Source organism: Streptosporangium fragile (assembly GCF_039534445.1).
GTDB classification, from domain to species: Bacteria; Actinomycetota; Actinomycetes; order Streptosporangiales; family Streptosporangiaceae; genus Streptosporangium; species Streptosporangium fragile.
In genome coordinates this window covers 61,813-77,948 of sequence record NZ_BAAAVI010000022.1, presented here as the reverse complement: position 1 = coordinate 77,948, position 16,136 = coordinate 61,813, and the positions used below count along the sequence as shown (strand labels likewise).

Here is a 16,136-nt window from a genome sequence, read left to right as displayed (position 1 = left end):
TACGGCTTGGTGGCCAGTACGGTGGCGACTCCACCGACCCTTTTCATGATGTGCAGGGCACCGTTGGAGTAGTTGAACCCGTAGCGGTTGCCGGCGTCGGTGTAGCGGGCGCTGATGCCCAACGCCGGGCCGGTGCCGTAGCTCAGCGGTTTGACCGAGGCATGGACGGTGTAGTCGGTCCAGGTGCTCTGGCCCGCCGCGGAGATGTTGTTGCCCCCGAGGGTCGCCTGCCGGTATCGCGCGGTGCCGTCGGTGACCGGCGACCAGGATCGAGCCGATTTCGCCCCGGCCGCGCGGAACGCCCGCGGCCGGGCACCCGCCGTCCCGCAGCTCGTCGAGGAGTGAGCCCCATGCACACCGACCGCGAGGCGGCCGTCGAGGCCGCCCTGGCCGCGCTCGACCTCGAGACCAAGGTCGCGATCCTCTCCGGGCGGGACATGTGGTCGCTGCCCGCGGTCCCGGAGATCGGCCTGCGGCCGATCGTGATGAGCGACGGGCCGGTCGGCGTACGCGGGACGAGCTGGGGCGCCGCCGACCCGGCGATCACCCTGCCCAGCCCGACCGCGCTCGCCGCGACCTGGGACCCCCACCTCGCCCGCCGCGCCGGCCGCCTGCTCGGCCAGGAGGCACGCCGCAAGGGTGTGGACGTCCTGCTCGCGCCGACCGTCAACCTGCACCGCAGCCCGCTCGGCGGCCGGCACTTCGAGGCCTACTCCGAGGACCCGCTGCTGACCGGCGCGATCGCGGCGCAGTACGTCACGGGCGTGCAGGAGCACGGCGTCGCCGCCGTGGTGAAGCACTTCGTCGCCAACGACGCCGAAACCGACCGCCTCACCGTCGACAACCGGGTCTCCGAACGCGCCCTGCGGGAGCTTTACCTCGCCCCCTTCGAGATCGCCGTGGCCGCCGGCGTATGGGGCGTCATGGCCGCGTACAACCAGGTCAACGGCGTGACCATGACCGAGCACGCGGCGTTGCAGCGCGGCGTGCTGAAGGGCGAGTGGGGCTTCGACGGGGTCGTCGTCTCCGACTGGTTCGCCGCCCGCGACACCGAGGCCGCCGCCCGGGGCGGGCTGGACGTCGTGATGCCCGCGGCGGGCGGCTGCCCACTACCTGGCCGGTGCGGGCCGAGGACTGCCCGGTCCTCTCCACCACCCCGGTCGACGGCAGACTCGCCTACGCCGAAGGCGTCTTCGTCGGCTACCGCGCCTGGGAGCGCGCCGGGACGCGGCCCCGTTACCCGTTCGGGCACGGGCTGGGATACACCACATGGGCGTACGAGTCGATGTCCGTCAGGGGATGCGAGGCGACGATCACCGTGCGCAACACGGGGAAGCACGCCGGCCGTGAGATCGTCCAGGTCTACCTCGCCCCGATGGGCGACGACCCGCGGCGGCCCCGGCGCCGGCTGGCCGGTTTCGCGGCCGTCACCGCCGAACCCGGCCGGGCCGCGACCGTCACGGTTGAACTGCCCGAACGCGCCTTCCAGATCTGGGACGGCGGCTGGCGCACGATCACCGGCGGCTACCTGGTCGAGGCCGGCCGCAGCGTCGCGGACCGCCCGCTCTCTGCGGAGCTCACCCTTCCCTGACCGGCGGGCACGCCCGCACGGCCCTTCAGATCAGGGCGTAGGTGAAACTGGGCCGAGACGTTCGGCGAGGACGCGCACCTCGTCGTGGAGGGCGCGCAGCTCGTCGGCCGTGGGATCGAGCTCGTAGCCGTGGTAGTGGCAGGCGGTGCTGAGCGCGGCCCACGCTCCGGCGGCGCGCCGGGCGGTGCTCTCGTCGGCGTAGCCCGTCAGGCAGAGCACCTGCGTCCGCATGCCGCACCGCTCCACACCCGGCCGGATACGGCGCCAGAAGTCACGCATGCACGACTCCAGGGCCTTGCGGAGCAGGAACGCGGTCATCCGCGGCCACGGCCCCAGGCCACCGGTGCGCAGGACCGTGTCGGCGTCGTCGAGCAGGCGTGCGGAGGTCGTCATCTCAGTTCACCTCGCGCAGGCGCCGGACCAGCTTGGTCACGTACTCGATGGGATCCTTCCCGGTGCCGCGGAAGACGGCCTCGAAGCCTCCCTGATCGTGGGCACCCCTGTTGCACGCGTGGAACACGCTCCCGGCCCACGGGCCGATGGTGCGGTTGAGCCAGCCGACGACCTCGCCGGGCTCGACGCCGAGGGCCACGGCGGCGATCTCCGACGACCTGCGCGCCTCGGCGATGCGCCGCTCGACCGCGTCGTGGTCGGCGTCCGCGGTCAGCAGCCGCCGCCGGGCGACCTCGACGAAGGCACCCTCCAGCGCCACCCGGCACAGGCCGGGCAGGACATCGGGTGCCACGCCCGCGGGAAGCCGGGGGTCGCCGACGACGGACCGGGCGTCTTTCAGCGCCCGCTCCACCGGATCGTCGGAGACCCTGACCTCGACCTCAGAGCGTTCCCTGCGCGTGACCTCCAGGATCGTCGCCCGGATGCGCAGGCGGCGGATCGCCTCCGTCAGCCTGGTGTCGTGGGTGAACACCACCACCTGCCGGAACTCCGCCACCGTCTCCAGGACCTGGGCCAGGCCGTCGACCTTGCCCGGGTCCATCGACTGCACCGGGTCGTCGATGACCAGGAACCGGAAAGGGCTCTCGTCCGCCAGCGCCCGGGGCAGGAACAGCGAGAGCGCCAGGGCGTGCAGCTCTCCCTGGCTCATCACGCCGAGCGCCGCCCCGGGCACCTCGTCCACCGTCACGTCGAGCTCGACCTTGCGCTGGGTCCGGGTGCCCGCCAGCCGGATCTCTCCCAGGCTGACGTTGCTCTGCCGCCGCATGATCGCCCAGTACATCCGGGCGTCCTGCCCCTGCGCGGCCATCCGGGCCGCCCGGAGGTCGGCGTGGACCTCGTGCAGCCACGCGTCGGCGGCCCTGACCAACGGCAGCCGGCCCCTGGCCGCCGCGGCCTCGCGGGCGTCCCGGCACCACGCCGCCACCGCCCCGGCGAGCTCGGTCCACCGGCCGTCCTGGTCGGCGAGGCGCTTGACGGCCTCGTCCCGGCTCACCCGGCACTCCTCCGCCAAACGCAGGCCCGCCTCCGTGAACCGCCGGACGTCCGCGCTCTCCCGGCAGGCCAGCCACTCCCGCCACGACGCCGCCAGCGGTTCCGGCAGCCCGGTGGGCGGGTCGCCGATCAACCGGCGCGCCGCCGCCCAAGCGGCCCGTGCCTCGGCGCGGGCGGCGTCGGCGTCGGCGGCCTTCCGTCGCAGCCGGGTCACCTCCGCCCGCGCGCGTGCGGCCCAGGCGTCGTCGAGCCGGTCCGGCGTCTCGCAGACCGGGCAGGCCGGGTCGTCCCGGTGCCGCAGGTGATGGGCGAGCGCCCGGTCGAGCAGCTCGGCGCGCTCGCGGGCGTCCTCCGCGGAGCCGCGCCGGACCTCTTCCAGGGCGTGCGAGGCCGCGCGCATCCGCTCCGCCGCCTCCCGTACGGCCTGCGCGTCCGGGCCCGTGATCTCCGCCACCCGGCGCAGGTCGCGCAGCTCCGCCTGCGCCCCGTCGCCGACGGTGAGCGCCTCCACCGCGGAGAGGTCGGGGTCGCGTCCGCTCAGCTCGGCGTGGGCGGCGCGGGCCCGGGGGTCGTCGACGGTGGCCAGCGCGCCGAGCAGGGGAGCGAGAGCCTGGCGGGACGACGTCACCTTCTTGCCGAGGGCGTTCTTCTGGTCGCGGAGCGCCGCGCACGCCTCTGCGAGGGGGCCCAGCCCGAGGATCCCGGAGACCTTGTCGTACAGGTCGGACGGCTTGTCCAGGGCGCTGCCCAGCTCCGCGTAGGGCAGGAAGGGGCGGTAGGCCGCCAGTGCGTGGTCCAGGTTCAGCGTGTCCAGCGGCGCGGGCTCCCGCCCGGGACGCCGGACGGTCGCCGCGGAATCTTCCACCCGGGTGCCGGTCCACTCCCGGCGGACCACGGTGGGCCCGGACTCGCCGGAGACGAGCAGTTCCACCTCGATCTCGGGACGCGTGCCGCTGTGGAGGTTGCGGAAGCTGCTCGTCCAGACCTGAGACCTGGCGTTCCACCGTGAGTTCCGACCGGTCAGCGCCATCTCGACGGCCTCGGCGAAGCTGGACTTGCCCGAGCCGTTGCGCCCGGTGACGACGACGAGCCCGTTGCCCTGGGGCAGTTGGAGCCGGGCCGGCCGGCCGATGCCGCGGAAGCCCGCGACGGTGACCGCCCGGAGGTAGATCCCGGTGGGGGAGCCGGACGCCGCCGGGGGCGGCTCGCCGAGCGCCGCGAGCACCAGGTCCCGGGCCTCGGCCGGGAGGCCGGAGCCGGCCAGCCGGGCCTTGACGGCGTCGTGGAGCGTTACGTGTGCCGGGGAAGAGGACACAGTGATCTCCTGATGGGGTGGGGGAGGATCGGTCGGATCGCCGACCGACGACCATCAGTGAAGCACCTGTGACCAGAGTTCACAACTCAATTGGTTCGTTTCCTGTTTCCAATCGTGGATATCGGGCTTCATGGGCCATTCGTTCGTACGGTCGAGACGCGGTGGCGATCGGCGAGATCGAGCGCCGGGTGTGACCGGGCACGTTCAACCCTCCATACCCCGATCCCGCCGTTCCGCCGGCGGATCGCACGCGCTCCACCGCCGGAGCCGGGCCAGGCCGGGGCGGAGGTCGGGGAGGGGAGGGAAGGTCGGGCGGCTGCCCGAGCGGGTGGGCAGGGCGAAGGTGACGGCCTTGCCCGGGGCGCCGGTGGTGAACACCGTGGTGGGGCAGACGTGGCAGTGGCCACGCGAGAGCCGGTGGACCAGGAGCAGGCCGCGGCCGTTCTCGGCGAGCAGGGGCAGGCCGATCTCCGCCACCGAGCGGAGGAGGGCGAAGATGATCCGGACCTCGTGGAAGTCGGGGTCGCCGTCGACGACCTCGCACCAGGTGGGCACCCCGTCCAGACTGAAGATCCGCAGCTCGTACGGCGGACGGGCGTGCTTCTCGGCGTTCGCGGCCAGCTCCGCCACGACGAGCTCCGCGTCGGCGATATCGCCGTCGTCCAGGCCGGCCCGCCGGAGCGTCTCGCGGACGACGGCGCGGGCACGGCGCGCGGCCGAGCCGGGCCGGAGGGGCCTGACCAGCGCGCGAACGCCGTCCGTTTCCCGGTCGTGGTCCGGCTGGGGGGTCATGTCGTCGGCGGGGCGGTGATCGTCCTGGGGGAGGCCGCCGGCTGGCCGCATGGGCACGCTCCGTTCGCTGTCGGTGACTGTGGACAGCAGGAAACGCGGAGCGGCCGGACGGGTGAACGCCGTCGCCTGCTCGTTCGGCGGGCCCTGGAGAAAGACACGGCCGGGGTGGTCGCTCCTTGGTCGTTTCCTCGCGTGGAAGCCCTCCGGGAGGCCGGGCGTACATGATGGCGGCCATGCCAAGCGGCGTGCCTGAGGAGACGCGGTCACCATGCCACGTCATGGTGGGACCGGCGAGTTGACGGCCGAGGGCCTCCCCGGGAAGGGGCCGGCGCTGCTCGCCGGAGCTCCGCGAGACGAGAACCGCGACGACGAAGGGGAGGATGGAAGTGAACGAGTCCAGGGTCACGGCCGAGCGGTCCGGCGGCTGGTGGGCGCTGAAGGTCGAAGGGCCGGGGCTGCGGCGCCCCGCGCACACCCAGGTGCGGAGGCTCGACCAGGTCGAGGAGACGGTACGCGACCTGCTGGCACTCCGCTTCGACCTCGACGCGGACAGCCCGCTCGCGACCGCCTGGCGGATCACGGTGGTCCCCGTGCTGGGGGACGAGCTCGCCACGGAGGTCGCACGGACCAGGGAACTCCGGCGAGAGGCGGACAGGTTGCGTGACGACGCGGTCAGCCGTTCACGCCAGGCGGCGCGGCGCCTTCACGAGCAGGGGCTTCCGCATCGTGACATCGGCCTGCTCCTCGGGGTCTCCCATCAGGCGGTTGGCAAGCTCCTGGCCGGTTAGCCTGATCTCCCCGAATGTGGTCAGTCCTGACCTGGCAGGGCGCGGGATCCCCGCACCAGCCGGCGTTCGGGCTCACGGTCACCTCGGACCGCCGGTACGTCGGGCTGGGCGACCCCGGCGGGCCGAGCTGGGACCTCCCCGCGTAGGGAACCCGGCCGGGCCGGGGTGGTCGATCCCTGGTCGTTTCCCGGGAGGGGCGGTGAGCGAATGCCTTCACTCGTGACAATGAGTAGTCATTCGACTACGAGGAAGGCGTGGGTGTGGGCGAGCCGCGGTGGGGTGGAGGACGGCCGGAGCTGGTCCGGGCGCGGGTGCAGCGGGGACTGAGCCAGGAGACGGCGGCCGAGGCGATCGGGGTCACCCCGACGACCTGGGCCCGCTGGGAGCGCGGCGAACAGGGGGTCCGGGCCTGCTACCGGCCGAGGATCGCCGCCCTGTTCGGGGTCTCGGCGGTGGAGGTCGAGCGGTGGATAGAGGGCTGGAGCTACGGAGAGACACCATCGTGGCCGGTCAAGGACTTCGGCGACGCCTCCCCGGCGGCTACCGTCAAGGCGGCCGCACTGTTGTGGAGGTATGAGATGGACCCGTCACGGCGCCACCTGCTCGCCTCGCTGCCGTTCATCCCCACGGCGCTGGGCGAGTGGCTGACCTCCTGGAACTACGGCACCCCCGTCGCCTCGGCGGCGCAGGAGGGGGCGGGACGCGCGGTGGGGCTCGCCGACGTGGCCCGGATCGACGAGGCGCAGCGGGCGTTCGTCCAGATGGACCAGCGGTTCGGGGCCGGGGTGGTGCGGCCGGTGGTGGTGGAGTACCTCAACGGCACCGTGGCGCCGCTGCTGCGGGGCCGCTACGACGAGCGGGTGGGGGCGGAGCTGATGACGGCCGCCGCCGGGATGACCTGGCTGGCGGGCTGGACGGCCTTCGACCTGAACCGCCAAGGCCAGGCTCAGCAGCACTTCGGCCAGGCACTCCGGCTGGCCAAGACGGGCAACGATCCGCTGACCGGTGTCTGGGTGCTGGCGACGTTGACTCGGCAAGCAACGCATCTGGAGCAGGGCACCTGGGCGGTCTGGCTGGCGCGGGCCGCCACCGACACCGCCCGCCGCGCTGAGGCGCCCCCACGTGTCATGGCGCTGGTCCTGGCCGGGGAGGCCAGGGCGATGGCCGTGGAAGCCAACCCGGCCGAAACCGGTGATCGGCACAGTGCCCGGCAGGTCGAGCACCTGCTCGCCGAGGCCGAGCGCGCCTATGCCCGGGGAGCCACCGACCGTGATCCAGCATGGGTCGGCAGGTTCGAGGCAGTGGAGCTGGATGCCCAGGCGGGTCGTTGCTGGAGTTTGCTCGGTGACCATCGGCGGGCGGCGGCTTGTGCGGAAACAGTGGTGACCGCGTTCAGCGAACGACTCCCTCGATCCGCTCAGCTCAACCGGGTGCATGCCGCCGAGGCGTACCTGGACATGGGCGAGCTTGAGCAGGCCATCGACTCCGCGAGGGCCGCCATCCCGATGACGAAGGCGCTGACCTCCGCCCGTTCGACCGACCTCCTCCGGCGGTTCGCGGATCGGCTTGAGCCGTACGGTGACAGCGTCATGGTCCGCGAGTTCCGCGACCGGTTGAACAGCGAGCTCGCCGCCTGATCGGGGCGTCGGGCCGGTCACGACCGGCGGGCCGTTCGGTGGACCGGCGCATCAAGGATGGCGGGCGACATCGGGACGGCTCGTGAAGAGCGAGGCTGGGGAAGGCTCTGCGACAGCGATTGAATTGTGACTCCGATTCACAGGAATATTGGTGTGGTCAACTGGTGCTGATCGCTGTAGGGTGGCGGTCGGTCGGCGAAACCCGCCCCTCGGGTGTCCGGCCGGCCGGGCTTTGAGTCCTTTGGGCCCCCGCGAGAAAGGTCGCCAGTGGCGAAGCTGACGCTGCCAGGGCCGTGCACCGGATCGCGGCCGAGACCATCCACCGCACCGACTTCTGGAGCGCGGGAAACAGGTCGACCAGGAGGATTTCCGGCGGCGCATCTTCCACGTCCTGGACGACGCGAGCGTCGGCGAGTTCGACCGGCTGCCGAAGCCGGCGAGCGACCTCTTCGACGTGGTCAAGAACGACCGGCAGTACATCCGCAGGATCTGAGCCTGGCATCCTGATGACCGTGAACGACTTTCCGGGTGTCCTAAATGTCGGTGATCTGGACGTCGCCGTGTCGGTGAGTCCACGCCGCCGGAGCGTGCGGCTCACCGTGGAACGGGACGCCTCCGTCACCGCGGTCGCCCCGCCCCAGGTGACCCGCGCCGAGCCGGCCAGGATGGTCGAGGCGAAGCGGTCCTGGCTGTACGGCAAGCTCGTCGAGCGGCGGGAGCCGGGGGAGTCCCGGCCGCCCCGGGAGTACGTCTCCGGCGAGAGATTCCTCTACCTCGGCAGGTCGTACCGGCTGCGGATCGTCGGCTCCGCGGCCGAGGACCGCCGCGAGCGCCTGCGCCGTCTCGGTCCCGACCTGTGGCTTCCGGTGGAGGGGCGATGATGCGAGAAGACGTCACGGTCAGCGCCGCCGACGTCGCCCGGCTCGCCGACGTCGGCCGGGCGGCGGTGAGCAACTGGCGCAAGCGTTTCGACGACTTCCCGCAACCGGTGGGCGGAACGGCCACCAGCCCGGCGTTCTCCCTGGTGCAGGTCGAGCAGTGGTTGCGACGGCACGGAAGATACGTCGAGGTGTCACCCCTGGAGCGGGTCTGGCAGTGGCTCCGGGCCGTGGGGGAGGACCTCCGCCTGGGGGACGCCGTCGGTTACACGGGCGCTTTCCTGCTCTACCTGCGGCGGGAACCGGCGGACTGGCGGAAGCTGTCCCGGCTCGGCGACGACGAGATGCTCGGGCGGCTCCCGGCCGCCGTCTCCCGGGCGGTGCCGGACCTGCCCGGCGAACTGCCGCCCGAGCTGTCGGTCGATCCCGCGCTGATCCGCGCCATCGCGGACGTCGGGACGGAGCAGGGGCCCGCCGAGACCTTCGACGGGATCTGCGCCCGCTACGCCGACGCGCACTCGCGACGGCTGCTCGCCACCCCGCAGAAGGTGGCCGAGCTGATGGTCAGGCTGGCCGGAACGTCCGGCGCGACCGTCATGGACCCGTCGTGTGGCATCGGCACGCTGCTGCTGGCCGCGCGAGCCACCCGCGTGCTCGGCCAGGACGTCAACGAGGCGGCGGCCCGGCTGGCGGCGGCCCGGCTGCTGCTCCACGGCACCGAGGCCGTCGTCCGGTCGGGTGACTCGCTGAGGGCCGACGCCTTCCCGGGGGAGCGGGTGGACGCGGTCGTCTGCAACCCGCCGTTCAACGACCGGAGCTGGGGCTACGAGGAGCTGAGCAGCGATCCGCGATGGGAGTACGGGCTGCCGCCGCGGGGTGAGTCCGAGCTGGCCTGGCTCCAGCACTGCCTCGCCCACGTCCGGCCCGGCGGGCTCGTCGTCATCATGATGCCGGGTGTCGCGGCCGGACGCCGCTCCGGCCGGCGGGTCCGCGGCAACCTGCTCCGCGCCGGAGCGCTGCGCGCGATCATCACGCTCTCCACCGGTGCCGCGCCCGCGTCCAGCGGGGCGCCCGACCTGTGGGTGCTCCGCCGGCCCGATCCCGACGCCGACCGGCAGCCCCCGTCCGACGTGCTCATGGTCAACGCGGGTGAGGATCTCGCGGTCGCGGAGACCGCGTGGCGGGCCTACGACGACGGCGCGGAGCTGCCCGACGTCGCCCGTACCGTGCGGATCATCGACCTGCTCGACGAGGAGGTCGCCCTCACTCCCGTGCACCGGGTGGGCAGCCAGAGCCAGTCGGGGCCGTCGGCGTTCGCCGAGGCCCGGAAACGCGTGGTGACGGCTCTCGGCGGACTGGACATCCCCGCGCTGACCCCTCCGTCGCGGCGGCGGGACCTGCCGATGACGAGCGTCGGGGAACTGGCCAGGGCCGGAGTGGTGACCGTCTACCAGGGACCGCTCAAGATGACCGTCGACGAAGGCGATCTTCCCGTCCTGACGGCAAAGGATCTGCTGCTCGGCCGCGGCCCGAGCGGGCGCACCGAGGACGAACCGGGGCTGGTCGTCGTCGAACCCGGAGACGTCGTCGCCCCGCTCGTTCCCCGCGGTGACACGGTCGTCCGGGTGGCGAGAGAAGGCGGGGCCGCGCTCGGCCCCCAGCTTCTGCTGTTCCGGACGGATCCCGGACGGCTCGATCCGCACTTCCTCGCCGGCTGCCTCAGAGTCACCGGCGAGGCCAGCACGCGCCTCGGCTCCTCCGCCCGGATGGATCCCCGGCGGGCTCAGCTGCCGCGGCTGCCCATCGACGAGCAACGGGCGTACGGCGACGCCTTCCGGAGGCTCCTGGCCTTCGAGGACTCCGTCCACGAGATCAGAAAGATCGGTGACGATCTGGTCCGGTCCGGTCTCGACGGTCTCCTCGATGGAACCCTCCAACCCGAGTAGATTCTCCCTGTCGATCTTCCCCTGTGACGCCCGGAGGCGTGGTGGCCGAGCGCACGGTCATCCTCGAACGGTACGAGCTGGACGAGGTGCCCCTCGGCAGGGGAGCCATGGGGGAGGTCTGGGGAGGCTACGACAAGCGCCTGGACCGGCGCGTCGCCGTGAAGTTCATCCTGTCTCCGGGACGCGCCCCGGAGCCGGAGCTGGAACGGAGATTCATCCACGAGGCGATGGTCATGGCGCAGTTGGACCATCCGGGGGCCCCCGCCGTTCACGACGCGGGGACGTTCGACGACCCCCGGCACGGGCGGCGCCTGTTCATGGTGATGCAGTTCGTCGAGGGCGTCACGCTCGACCACGTCGTCAACGAGCAGGAGCCCCTCTCCGTCGGCTGGGCCGCCGCGATCGGAGCCCAGGCCGCCCGAGGTGCTCGCCGCCGTCGCCGAGCCCGCGAGCCGGGTCCTCGGCGCGGACGACCCCGAGGTGCTCAACCTGCGGGGACAGCTCGCCAACGTGCTCTTCGAGGCCGGAGACCACCGCCGTGCCGCCCCGCCTTCTACCGGCTCGCCGTGGACCTGGCGAAGCGATACCACGCCGACGACGAGCGGGTCTTCCAGTGCCGCATGCAGGAGGCCACCTGCCACGTACTTCTCGGCGACAGCGGCCTGGCACTCCGTCTGATGCGGGACCTGCTCGCCGACGAGCAGCGCGCCTACCCCGTGGACGACCCGCGAGTTCTGGAACTGCGGAGGCAGATCGGCGAGCTGCAAAAGAGCGCGGGCGACGTCGAAGCCGCCCGGGACACGCTCACCGGCCTGCTCGACGACCTCGGCCGCCTGTACGGGCCGGACCATCCGGCGACGGCCCGGGTCCGTGACAGTTTCACCCGCCTGGAGCCCTGACCGGCGGGACGGTCTCCCGTGGTGCGGCGGCGACGGCCGGTGAGGAGATACGGGGACGCCATGCGGTTCGCTACGGGGGTGAGGAACGGTGCACCCTCGTTCAGCCGTCGCGCCTTGGCTCCTCTGACAGCTGAAGATCGGTCACTCCGTGTCGATATCGGCTTCCCCCAGGAGTTCGTCCGCGTGCTTGACCCCCAACTCGGCCATGAACTCGCGCTCTCTGGCGGCCAGATCAGCCGTGCGGACTTCGATGAACCCCGCGTCGTCCCCCTCGCGGAGTCTGCGCAGAGCCTCGCGCGGGATCCCGTGGGTGCGTAACACGTCCTCCTCCCTTGCCGGATCCAGGTCGATCAATGCCTGCCGGACGGAGACTCGAGAGGGCGTCGTCATCATCAATCGATTGGCCGGGCTGGACGTGCCTTCGATACCACGCCTGTTGACCACATGCCTGTAAGCCTCGGCATGGGACTTGGCCAGGAGATCCTTGGGATCGAGAAGGGACCCGTCGAGGTTGACGCGGTGGGGGAACTCTTTGAGCTCCCACAGGATGAAAGCCCGCACTCGCGCACTGCGCAGATCGAAACGCTGCGGGAACGGCCGGGCGCGTTGGTCGCCGAGGCGGAGAGTACCGTGCCCGGCGGCGAAGTCCTTGATCTCCTGGAGTGACTGCCTGACCTGGGTCGTGTTGGCGCCGGCGAAGTGCCCGGACCACGAGGTCGTCCAGAACCATCGCCGCAGCAGGGTGAGCTGCCGTACGTCAGGTGCCGGGCAGAAATGGAAGAAGGCGGTCAGCAGCATGATCTGCAGGTTGTAGGGAACCAGACGCGCCAGCGGAACACCGGCATGGAACCGGAGGAAGCCAACCGCCTGCTCCAAGGCGACGTCGGTGGCTTCCACCGCGGCGAGCAGGCCGCCCTCCACACGCTTGGCCAGGGCTTCCCAGCGGGTGTCCTGCACATCCTCTTCTCCGGAGATGGCGAGGATGGCGCGGAAGATCGTGAGTGAGGGTATCTCGCCGAAGCCCGAGGCCGCGATGCGTTCCTGGATGGCCTCCATCCGGTCGGCGAGGCTGTCCGGACCGGTTGTGGCGTAGGTCAGCGCGGTCACCATCTGATCCGGCGTCATCGACTGGCCGCTGCTGTTGACCCGTGAGAACACCTCCACGGCATGGGTCAGCGAACCGCCGACCAGGCGGACCGCCGCCATCTTGTACTGCTTGATCCGCTGGGCGACCTGTTCGGCCTCGTCGATGAGCGGAGTGATGTCACCACCCGGAACCTGGGCCCGCGACAGTTCGCGCGCGTAGGCGAGGAAGTCCATCGTCCGGAGAATAGAGCCCATCGGCAGGTAGGTGTGGGGAGCCCGCCCCTCGTATTTCCAGTGCCGGTAACGGGTGGATCTGTCGTCGCCATCACCCAGAACTCGATAGATCCACCACATCCAGTCTTGCTGCTCGGTGGAGCGTGGAGCGTCCGAGGGGCGTTTGAGCCCCCCGAAGAGAGTGGACAGGCGCTGGTGACCGTCAAGGATGTAGGCCACCTGGCTGCCCGGCCGATGCGGGGGGATCTTCAGTCCGCCGATCTCATCGAGACTGGCGAGCGGCTGTTTGGTCTGCCAGATCAGCAGGCTTCCGATGGGATAGCCACGTTCGATGCTGTCGAAGAGGTTGAGCATCTGCTCGGGCCGCCAGACGAAGGGCCGTTGGAACTTCGGTACCCGGAGCTCACCGGCGGCGATCATGTTGAGGATCTGCTCCAGGAGGTAGATCTCCGGCAGTACGGTGATCTCTTCGTTGTCGTCGGGCATTGCCACCCCTAGATGATCTTCCTGAGCATGGTGAGAATCGCGCACAGCTCCTCGACGACCCCCTTGCCGAGGTCCTCGAAATGCCTGGCCGTGAGCTTCCCGCTCGCGGCTTCGCGTTCGAGGAGCTCGGTCAACCTGGTCCCGAAGCCTGCCCGTAGCTTATCGATCACCTTGTCCGGCACCCCGTCGTACAGGTTCTGGTGTCCTGGGGGAATTCGGGGTGCGCCTTCCTTGAGTTTGGGAAATCCGTGCTTCATGTCGAAGTGGCCACGCTGCTCGGGAGTGAGCCGGGTCAGCTGATCCAGTAGCTGTGAGGCTTCGCGAGGCCGCAGCGCCCCGCGCAGGACCTCGTTGGGGACATAGTTCTCCGCCTCCCGTAAATCCAGGATGTGAACCGCGATTCCCAGAGGTTCCAGCTGTTCCGCCAGCTTGTGGCATTTGGTCGTCTCGCCGGGAGTCAGGCGATCGCTGTCAAGGAAGAGAGCGACACGAGGAGTGCGTTTGAAGCGTTCCCGCGCGGCGGGTGCCTGCGCGCAGGCGCGGTCTTTTCCTCCACCGTGCAGGAGTTCCAATCTGCGTTCCGTGATGGCATCCACGATGTCGCCACCGTCGAATACGTGCGCGACTCCCCGGAGAAAGCACCTGTCCGAGACGGCGTCCTCGACGATCAGGACGGCGGACTGGCGGAGGTCATGCAGGTCGTCCTCGATCGTGACGCGGGAGACGAAAACCGTCGGCTGGTCGGTGACGCTCCAAGCCTGACTGACCACACTGGCCTTGGTCGCGAACTCGGCATAGGCGTGTGCCAGAGTCGGCGCGTGTTCGCGGAGGTAGTCGGTGACCTTTTCGACCTCTTCCGGATCGATGACCCAATCGTGGACTCCCCTGGTGAAGAGCCTTATGAACTCCAGGATGTCCGCGGAAAGGTCGTCGGCCCCGAGGACTTCGCCGTCCAGTTCAACGCGCATCGGGCGTGAAACGCCCTTTCTGCGCGGCGGCCAGCTTGCGAGTCTCCTCGAAGTCCTCGGAGAAAACGCCGCGCGGCCAGTAATCGAGATTGCCGAGCGAGTCGATGCCGATCCGTCGGGCCTGGGCCGCGCCTCCGCTGTGCTCCACGAAGTAGATCGCTATCGCTTCGGGGGAAGTCGTCCCTTCCGCCACTCGGCGGCGGAGCCGGAGGAGGAAGGTCTCACTGTGTGTCTCGACGAGGAATCTGACCTTCGACCCCCGGGCTGAGGCGAGCAGAAGGTCCGCGACCAGCGCGTGCGCGGACGGATGGAGGTGAAGCTCCGGCTCTTCGATGATCTCCAGGACGGAGTGGGCGGGGGGAGCCACCGCGTCCATAGCGCGTTGCACCAGTATCGGCAGGAGTTGCGCCACTCCGGTGCCCGCGTCACCGAGGTTGATCTGAAGGGTGTCGTCGATGGTGGAGCGGAAGACCACGGAGTGCATTCCCCCGCCCTGGTCGCTCACATCGAGTGTCCAGCCCGGCAGGTTGTCGGGCAGGTATTCGTTGATCTTTTTGATCAGTGAGCCCTGTTGCCGTACGACGTCGTGCGCGAGGATGCCGAGAGTCGCCTCGCCGCTTCCCCCTACCTCGGCCGCGACTCTGGACGGAATCCGATACAGCCGATCCGGTCGTTGTCTGTATGGGCCGAGGTATCGGATGCGGTCGAACTCGGCCCGAATCCGATCGACGGCCTTGGAGAGGTCGCCACCCCATCTTTTCGATGAAATAGGGACAGATGTCGGGAGAAGGCCTTGAAAGCGGAATCTGTGCCGCAGATCGTCGTGGCCGTCCATTCGGAACACGTAAGGCCGTTCCTCGGCCCAGGGAACCTCGTCGTGCAACCATTCGTACCGGACGGTTTCGGGGCCGGCGCGCAAGGCAAGCTCGCTGACCACCTGAGTCTGCCATTCGCTGATGTTCTGGACGGTGGCGTCCAGTCCGTAGGATCCCGTTTCTCCGCTCTCGAAGTCCATTCGCACCCGCACTGCGCCGTGCGGGCGTGTGCCATAGATCAGATCGGGGAACGCGGGAACGGTATCACCGAGCTGGTCGAGATCAAAGGGGAGCGGCGAATCTGTGCGGATGCCGGTGGACAGCACCAGAGGGGCTCGCACGAGCGCACTCTTGCCGGAGTTGTTCTTTCCCAGCACCACTGTGATCGGACGGAGTTCCACCTCCTGCGGCTTGGGGAAACATCGGTAGTTCTCCACGGAGAAGCGCGCGATCGGCATGCGGGACACAGTAGTTCGAGCCGTGGATCAACGAAGGGTTAAAGAAAAATCCGGTGACGGTTTCGTTGGTGTGACTCTTCTGAGATGGCGAATCGGTTCGTTCGGACGGCGTCGGTCGTTGCCCGATGCAGGTCACTCTGCGAACAGGCCGCTCGGCCGACACTTGGCCGGGCGGGCTGTCACGCCGCCGGCGCGGGCGGCCTCCCGGGGCCCGGCGGCGGCCGGGAGAACAGAGGTCCGCCCGGAGGAGGCCGGTCAGTTCCGTACGTGCTCCCAGTAGGGGTCGCGGTAGAGCATGACGGTGGTGCCGCGCAGGAGCTGCTCCGGGGCGGAGATCAGCACCAGTTCGCCCATCGCCTCCAGTTGGCGCAGGACGTCGCGCACGCGCGGGCCGACCGGGAGGCGGCCGACCGGGAGCCGCAGGGTGTCACGGACCAGGTCGGCCACCTGGGAGAGGCGGAAGGGCTCGGTGAAGCCGGAGATCAGGTCGCGCACGATCTCGACGGTGATCACCATCTCGGCCTCGGCGTGGGCGAGCTCCCAGGTCAGTTGGGCCTTGCGCCGGCCGGTCCCGGCGCAGGCCGTGCACTTCTGGGAGTAGCCGGGCACGATGTCCTCGGTGGTGGTGCCCAGGCACGTGGTGCACTGGTCGGTCTCCATGGCGTGCAGCTCGGCGGCCGTACGGTCGGGCAGCGACTTCCCGCAGAGGCAGAGGTAGACCCGGAACCCGCCGTTGACCAGGGCGAGGTCGTCCGCGTCGTCGGGTATCTCTTCCCACATTGCGGCGATCGTGTGCT

The 16,136-nt window shown here is 70.3% G+C and carries 14 protein-coding genes and 1 pseudogene; 8 read left to right on the top strand and 7 right to left on the bottom strand.

Translation table 11 applies throughout. The features are described 5' to 3' along the window. Window positions 1-161 precede the first annotated feature (161 nt). Window positions 162-998, top strand: a pseudogene (locus ABD841_RS16865) (glycoside hydrolase family 3 protein); the annotation flags it as partial. Between the two features lie 122 nt (window positions 999-1,120). Next, window positions 1,121-1,591 (top strand): fibronectin type III-like domain-contianing protein, encoded by a 471-nt coding sequence (locus ABD841_RS16860; RefSeq protein WP_344972440.1) that lies wholly within the window; start codon window positions 1,121-1,123, stop codon window positions 1,589-1,591. 30 nt (window positions 1,592-1,621) lie between these two features. Here the strand turns inward: ABD841_RS16860 and ABD841_RS16855 are convergent, their stop codons facing one another. The 3 genes from ABD841_RS16855 to ABD841_RS16845 form a co-directional block, all read right to left on the bottom strand. After that, window positions 1,622-1,984 carry a hypothetical protein gene (locus ABD841_RS16855; protein WP_344972439.1) on the bottom strand — a complete coding sequence of 121 codons (363 nt, stop codon included), beginning with the start codon at window positions 1,982-1,984 and terminating at the stop codon, window positions 1,622-1,624. Between the two features lies 1 nt (window position 1,985). Further along, entirely contained in the window at window positions 1,986-4,352 is a 2,367-nt protein-coding gene (locus tag ABD841_RS16850) for an ATP-binding protein (RefSeq protein ID WP_344972438.1), read from the bottom strand. 204 nt (window positions 4,353-4,556) lie between these two features. Then, the gene (locus ABD841_RS16845) at window positions 4,557-5,195 is read right to left on the bottom strand and encodes an ATP-binding protein (protein WP_344972436.1); all 639 of its coding nucleotides are present in this window, start codon (window positions 5,193-5,195) and stop codon (window positions 4,557-4,559) included. Between the two features lie 335 nt (window positions 5,196-5,530). On the opposite strand from ABD841_RS16845, the gene ABD841_RS16840 reads away from it, so the two are divergent. The 6 genes from ABD841_RS16840 (at window position 5,531) to ABD841_RS16815 (ending at window position 11,292) form a co-directional block, all read left to right on the top strand. Next, window positions 5,531-5,932, top strand: coding sequence for a hypothetical protein (locus ABD841_RS16840; protein ID WP_344972435.1), 402 nt, complete (start codon window positions 5,531-5,533; stop codon window positions 5,930-5,932). A 14-nt stretch (window positions 5,933-5,946) separates the two neighbouring features. Further along, window positions 5,947-6,078 carry a hypothetical protein gene (locus tag ABD841_RS16835; RefSeq protein WP_344972433.1) on the top strand — a complete coding sequence of 44 codons (132 nt, stop codon included), beginning with the start codon at window positions 5,947-5,949 and terminating at the stop codon, window positions 6,076-6,078. 114 nt (window positions 6,079-6,192) lie between these two features. After that, complete coding sequence (locus ABD841_RS16830; protein ID WP_344972431.1) at window positions 6,193-7,569, top strand: NsdA family TPR-like regulatory protein; 1,377 nt, start codon at window positions 6,193-6,195, stop codon at window positions 7,567-7,569. A gap of 512 nt (window positions 7,570-8,081) precedes the next feature. Then, the gene (locus ABD841_RS16825; protein WP_344972429.1) at window positions 8,082-8,450 is read left to right on the top strand and encodes a YgjP-like metallopeptidase domain-containing protein; all 369 of its coding nucleotides are present in this window, start codon (window positions 8,082-8,084) and stop codon (window positions 8,448-8,450) included. Next, window positions 8,447-10,393, top strand: coding sequence for an HsdM family class I SAM-dependent methyltransferase (locus tag ABD841_RS16820; protein ID WP_344972427.1), 1,947 nt, complete (start codon window positions 8,447-8,449; stop codon window positions 10,391-10,393). The genes ABD841_RS16825 and ABD841_RS16820 overlap by 4 nt, the downstream gene beginning before the upstream one ends. A 41-nt stretch (window positions 10,394-10,434) precedes the next feature. Further along, complete coding sequence (locus ABD841_RS16815; protein ID WP_344972425.1) at window positions 10,435-11,292, top strand: protein kinase; 858 nt, start codon at window positions 10,435-10,437, stop codon at window positions 11,290-11,292. A 141-nt stretch (window positions 11,293-11,433) separates the two neighbouring features. Here the strand turns inward: ABD841_RS16815 and ABD841_RS16810 are convergent, their stop codons facing one another. From ABD841_RS16810 to ABD841_RS16795, 4 genes are all read right to left on the bottom strand, one after another. Then, a complete protein-coding gene (locus ABD841_RS16810) occupies window positions 11,434-13,098 on the bottom strand; it encodes a DUF262 domain-containing protein (protein WP_344972540.1) in 1,665 nt (554 codons plus the stop codon). An 8-nt stretch (window positions 13,099-13,106) separates the two neighbouring features. After that, a complete protein-coding gene (locus tag ABD841_RS16805) occupies window positions 13,107-14,066 on the bottom strand; it encodes a hypothetical protein (RefSeq protein WP_344972423.1) in 960 nt (319 codons plus the stop codon). Continuing rightward, entirely contained in the window at window positions 14,056-15,339 is a 1,284-nt protein-coding gene (locus ABD841_RS16800) for an AAA family ATPase (RefSeq protein ID WP_344972421.1), read from the bottom strand. The genes ABD841_RS16805 and ABD841_RS16800 overlap by 11 nt, the downstream gene beginning before the upstream one ends. 255 nt (window positions 15,340-15,594) lie before the next feature. Beyond that, window positions 15,595-16,119 carry a hypothetical protein gene (locus ABD841_RS16795; protein ID WP_344972419.1) on the bottom strand — a complete coding sequence of 175 codons (525 nt, stop codon included), beginning with the start codon at window positions 16,117-16,119 and terminating at the stop codon, window positions 15,595-15,597. Window positions 16,120-16,136 lie beyond the last annotated feature (17 nt).

Bases quoted from the DNA above. Each gene is read 5' to 3' on its own strand.
- ABD841_RS16855 (WP_344972439.1), bottom strand. From the start codon at position 1,984: ATGACGACCTCCGCACGCCTGCTCGACGACGCCGACACGGTCCTGCGC.
- ABD841_RS16845 (WP_344972436.1), bottom strand. From the start codon at position 5,195: ATGCGGCCAGCCGGCGGCCTCCCCCAGGACGATCACCGCCCCGCCGAC.
- ABD841_RS16835 (WP_344972433.1), top strand. From the start codon at position 5,947: ATGTGGTCAGTCCTGACCTGGCAGGGCGCGGGATCCCCGCACCAGCCG.
- ABD841_RS16820 (WP_344972427.1), top strand. From the start codon at position 8,447: ATGATGCGAGAAGACGTCACGGTCAGCGCCGCCGACGTCGCCCGGCTC.
- ABD841_RS16810 (WP_344972540.1), bottom strand. From the start codon at position 13,098: ATGCCCGACGACAACGAAGAGATCACCGTACTGCCGGAGATCTACCTC.
- ABD841_RS16805 (WP_344972423.1), bottom strand. From the start codon at position 14,066: ATGCGCGTTGAACTGGACGGCGAAGTCCTCGGGGCCGACGACCTTTCC.
- ABD841_RS16800 (WP_344972421.1), bottom strand. From the start codon at position 15,339: ATGCCGATCGCGCGCTTCTCCGTGGAGAACTACCGATGTTTCCCCAAG.
- ABD841_RS16795 (WP_344972419.1), bottom strand. From the start codon at position 16,119: ATGTGGGAAGAGATACCCGACGACGCGGACGACCTCGCCCTGGTCAAC.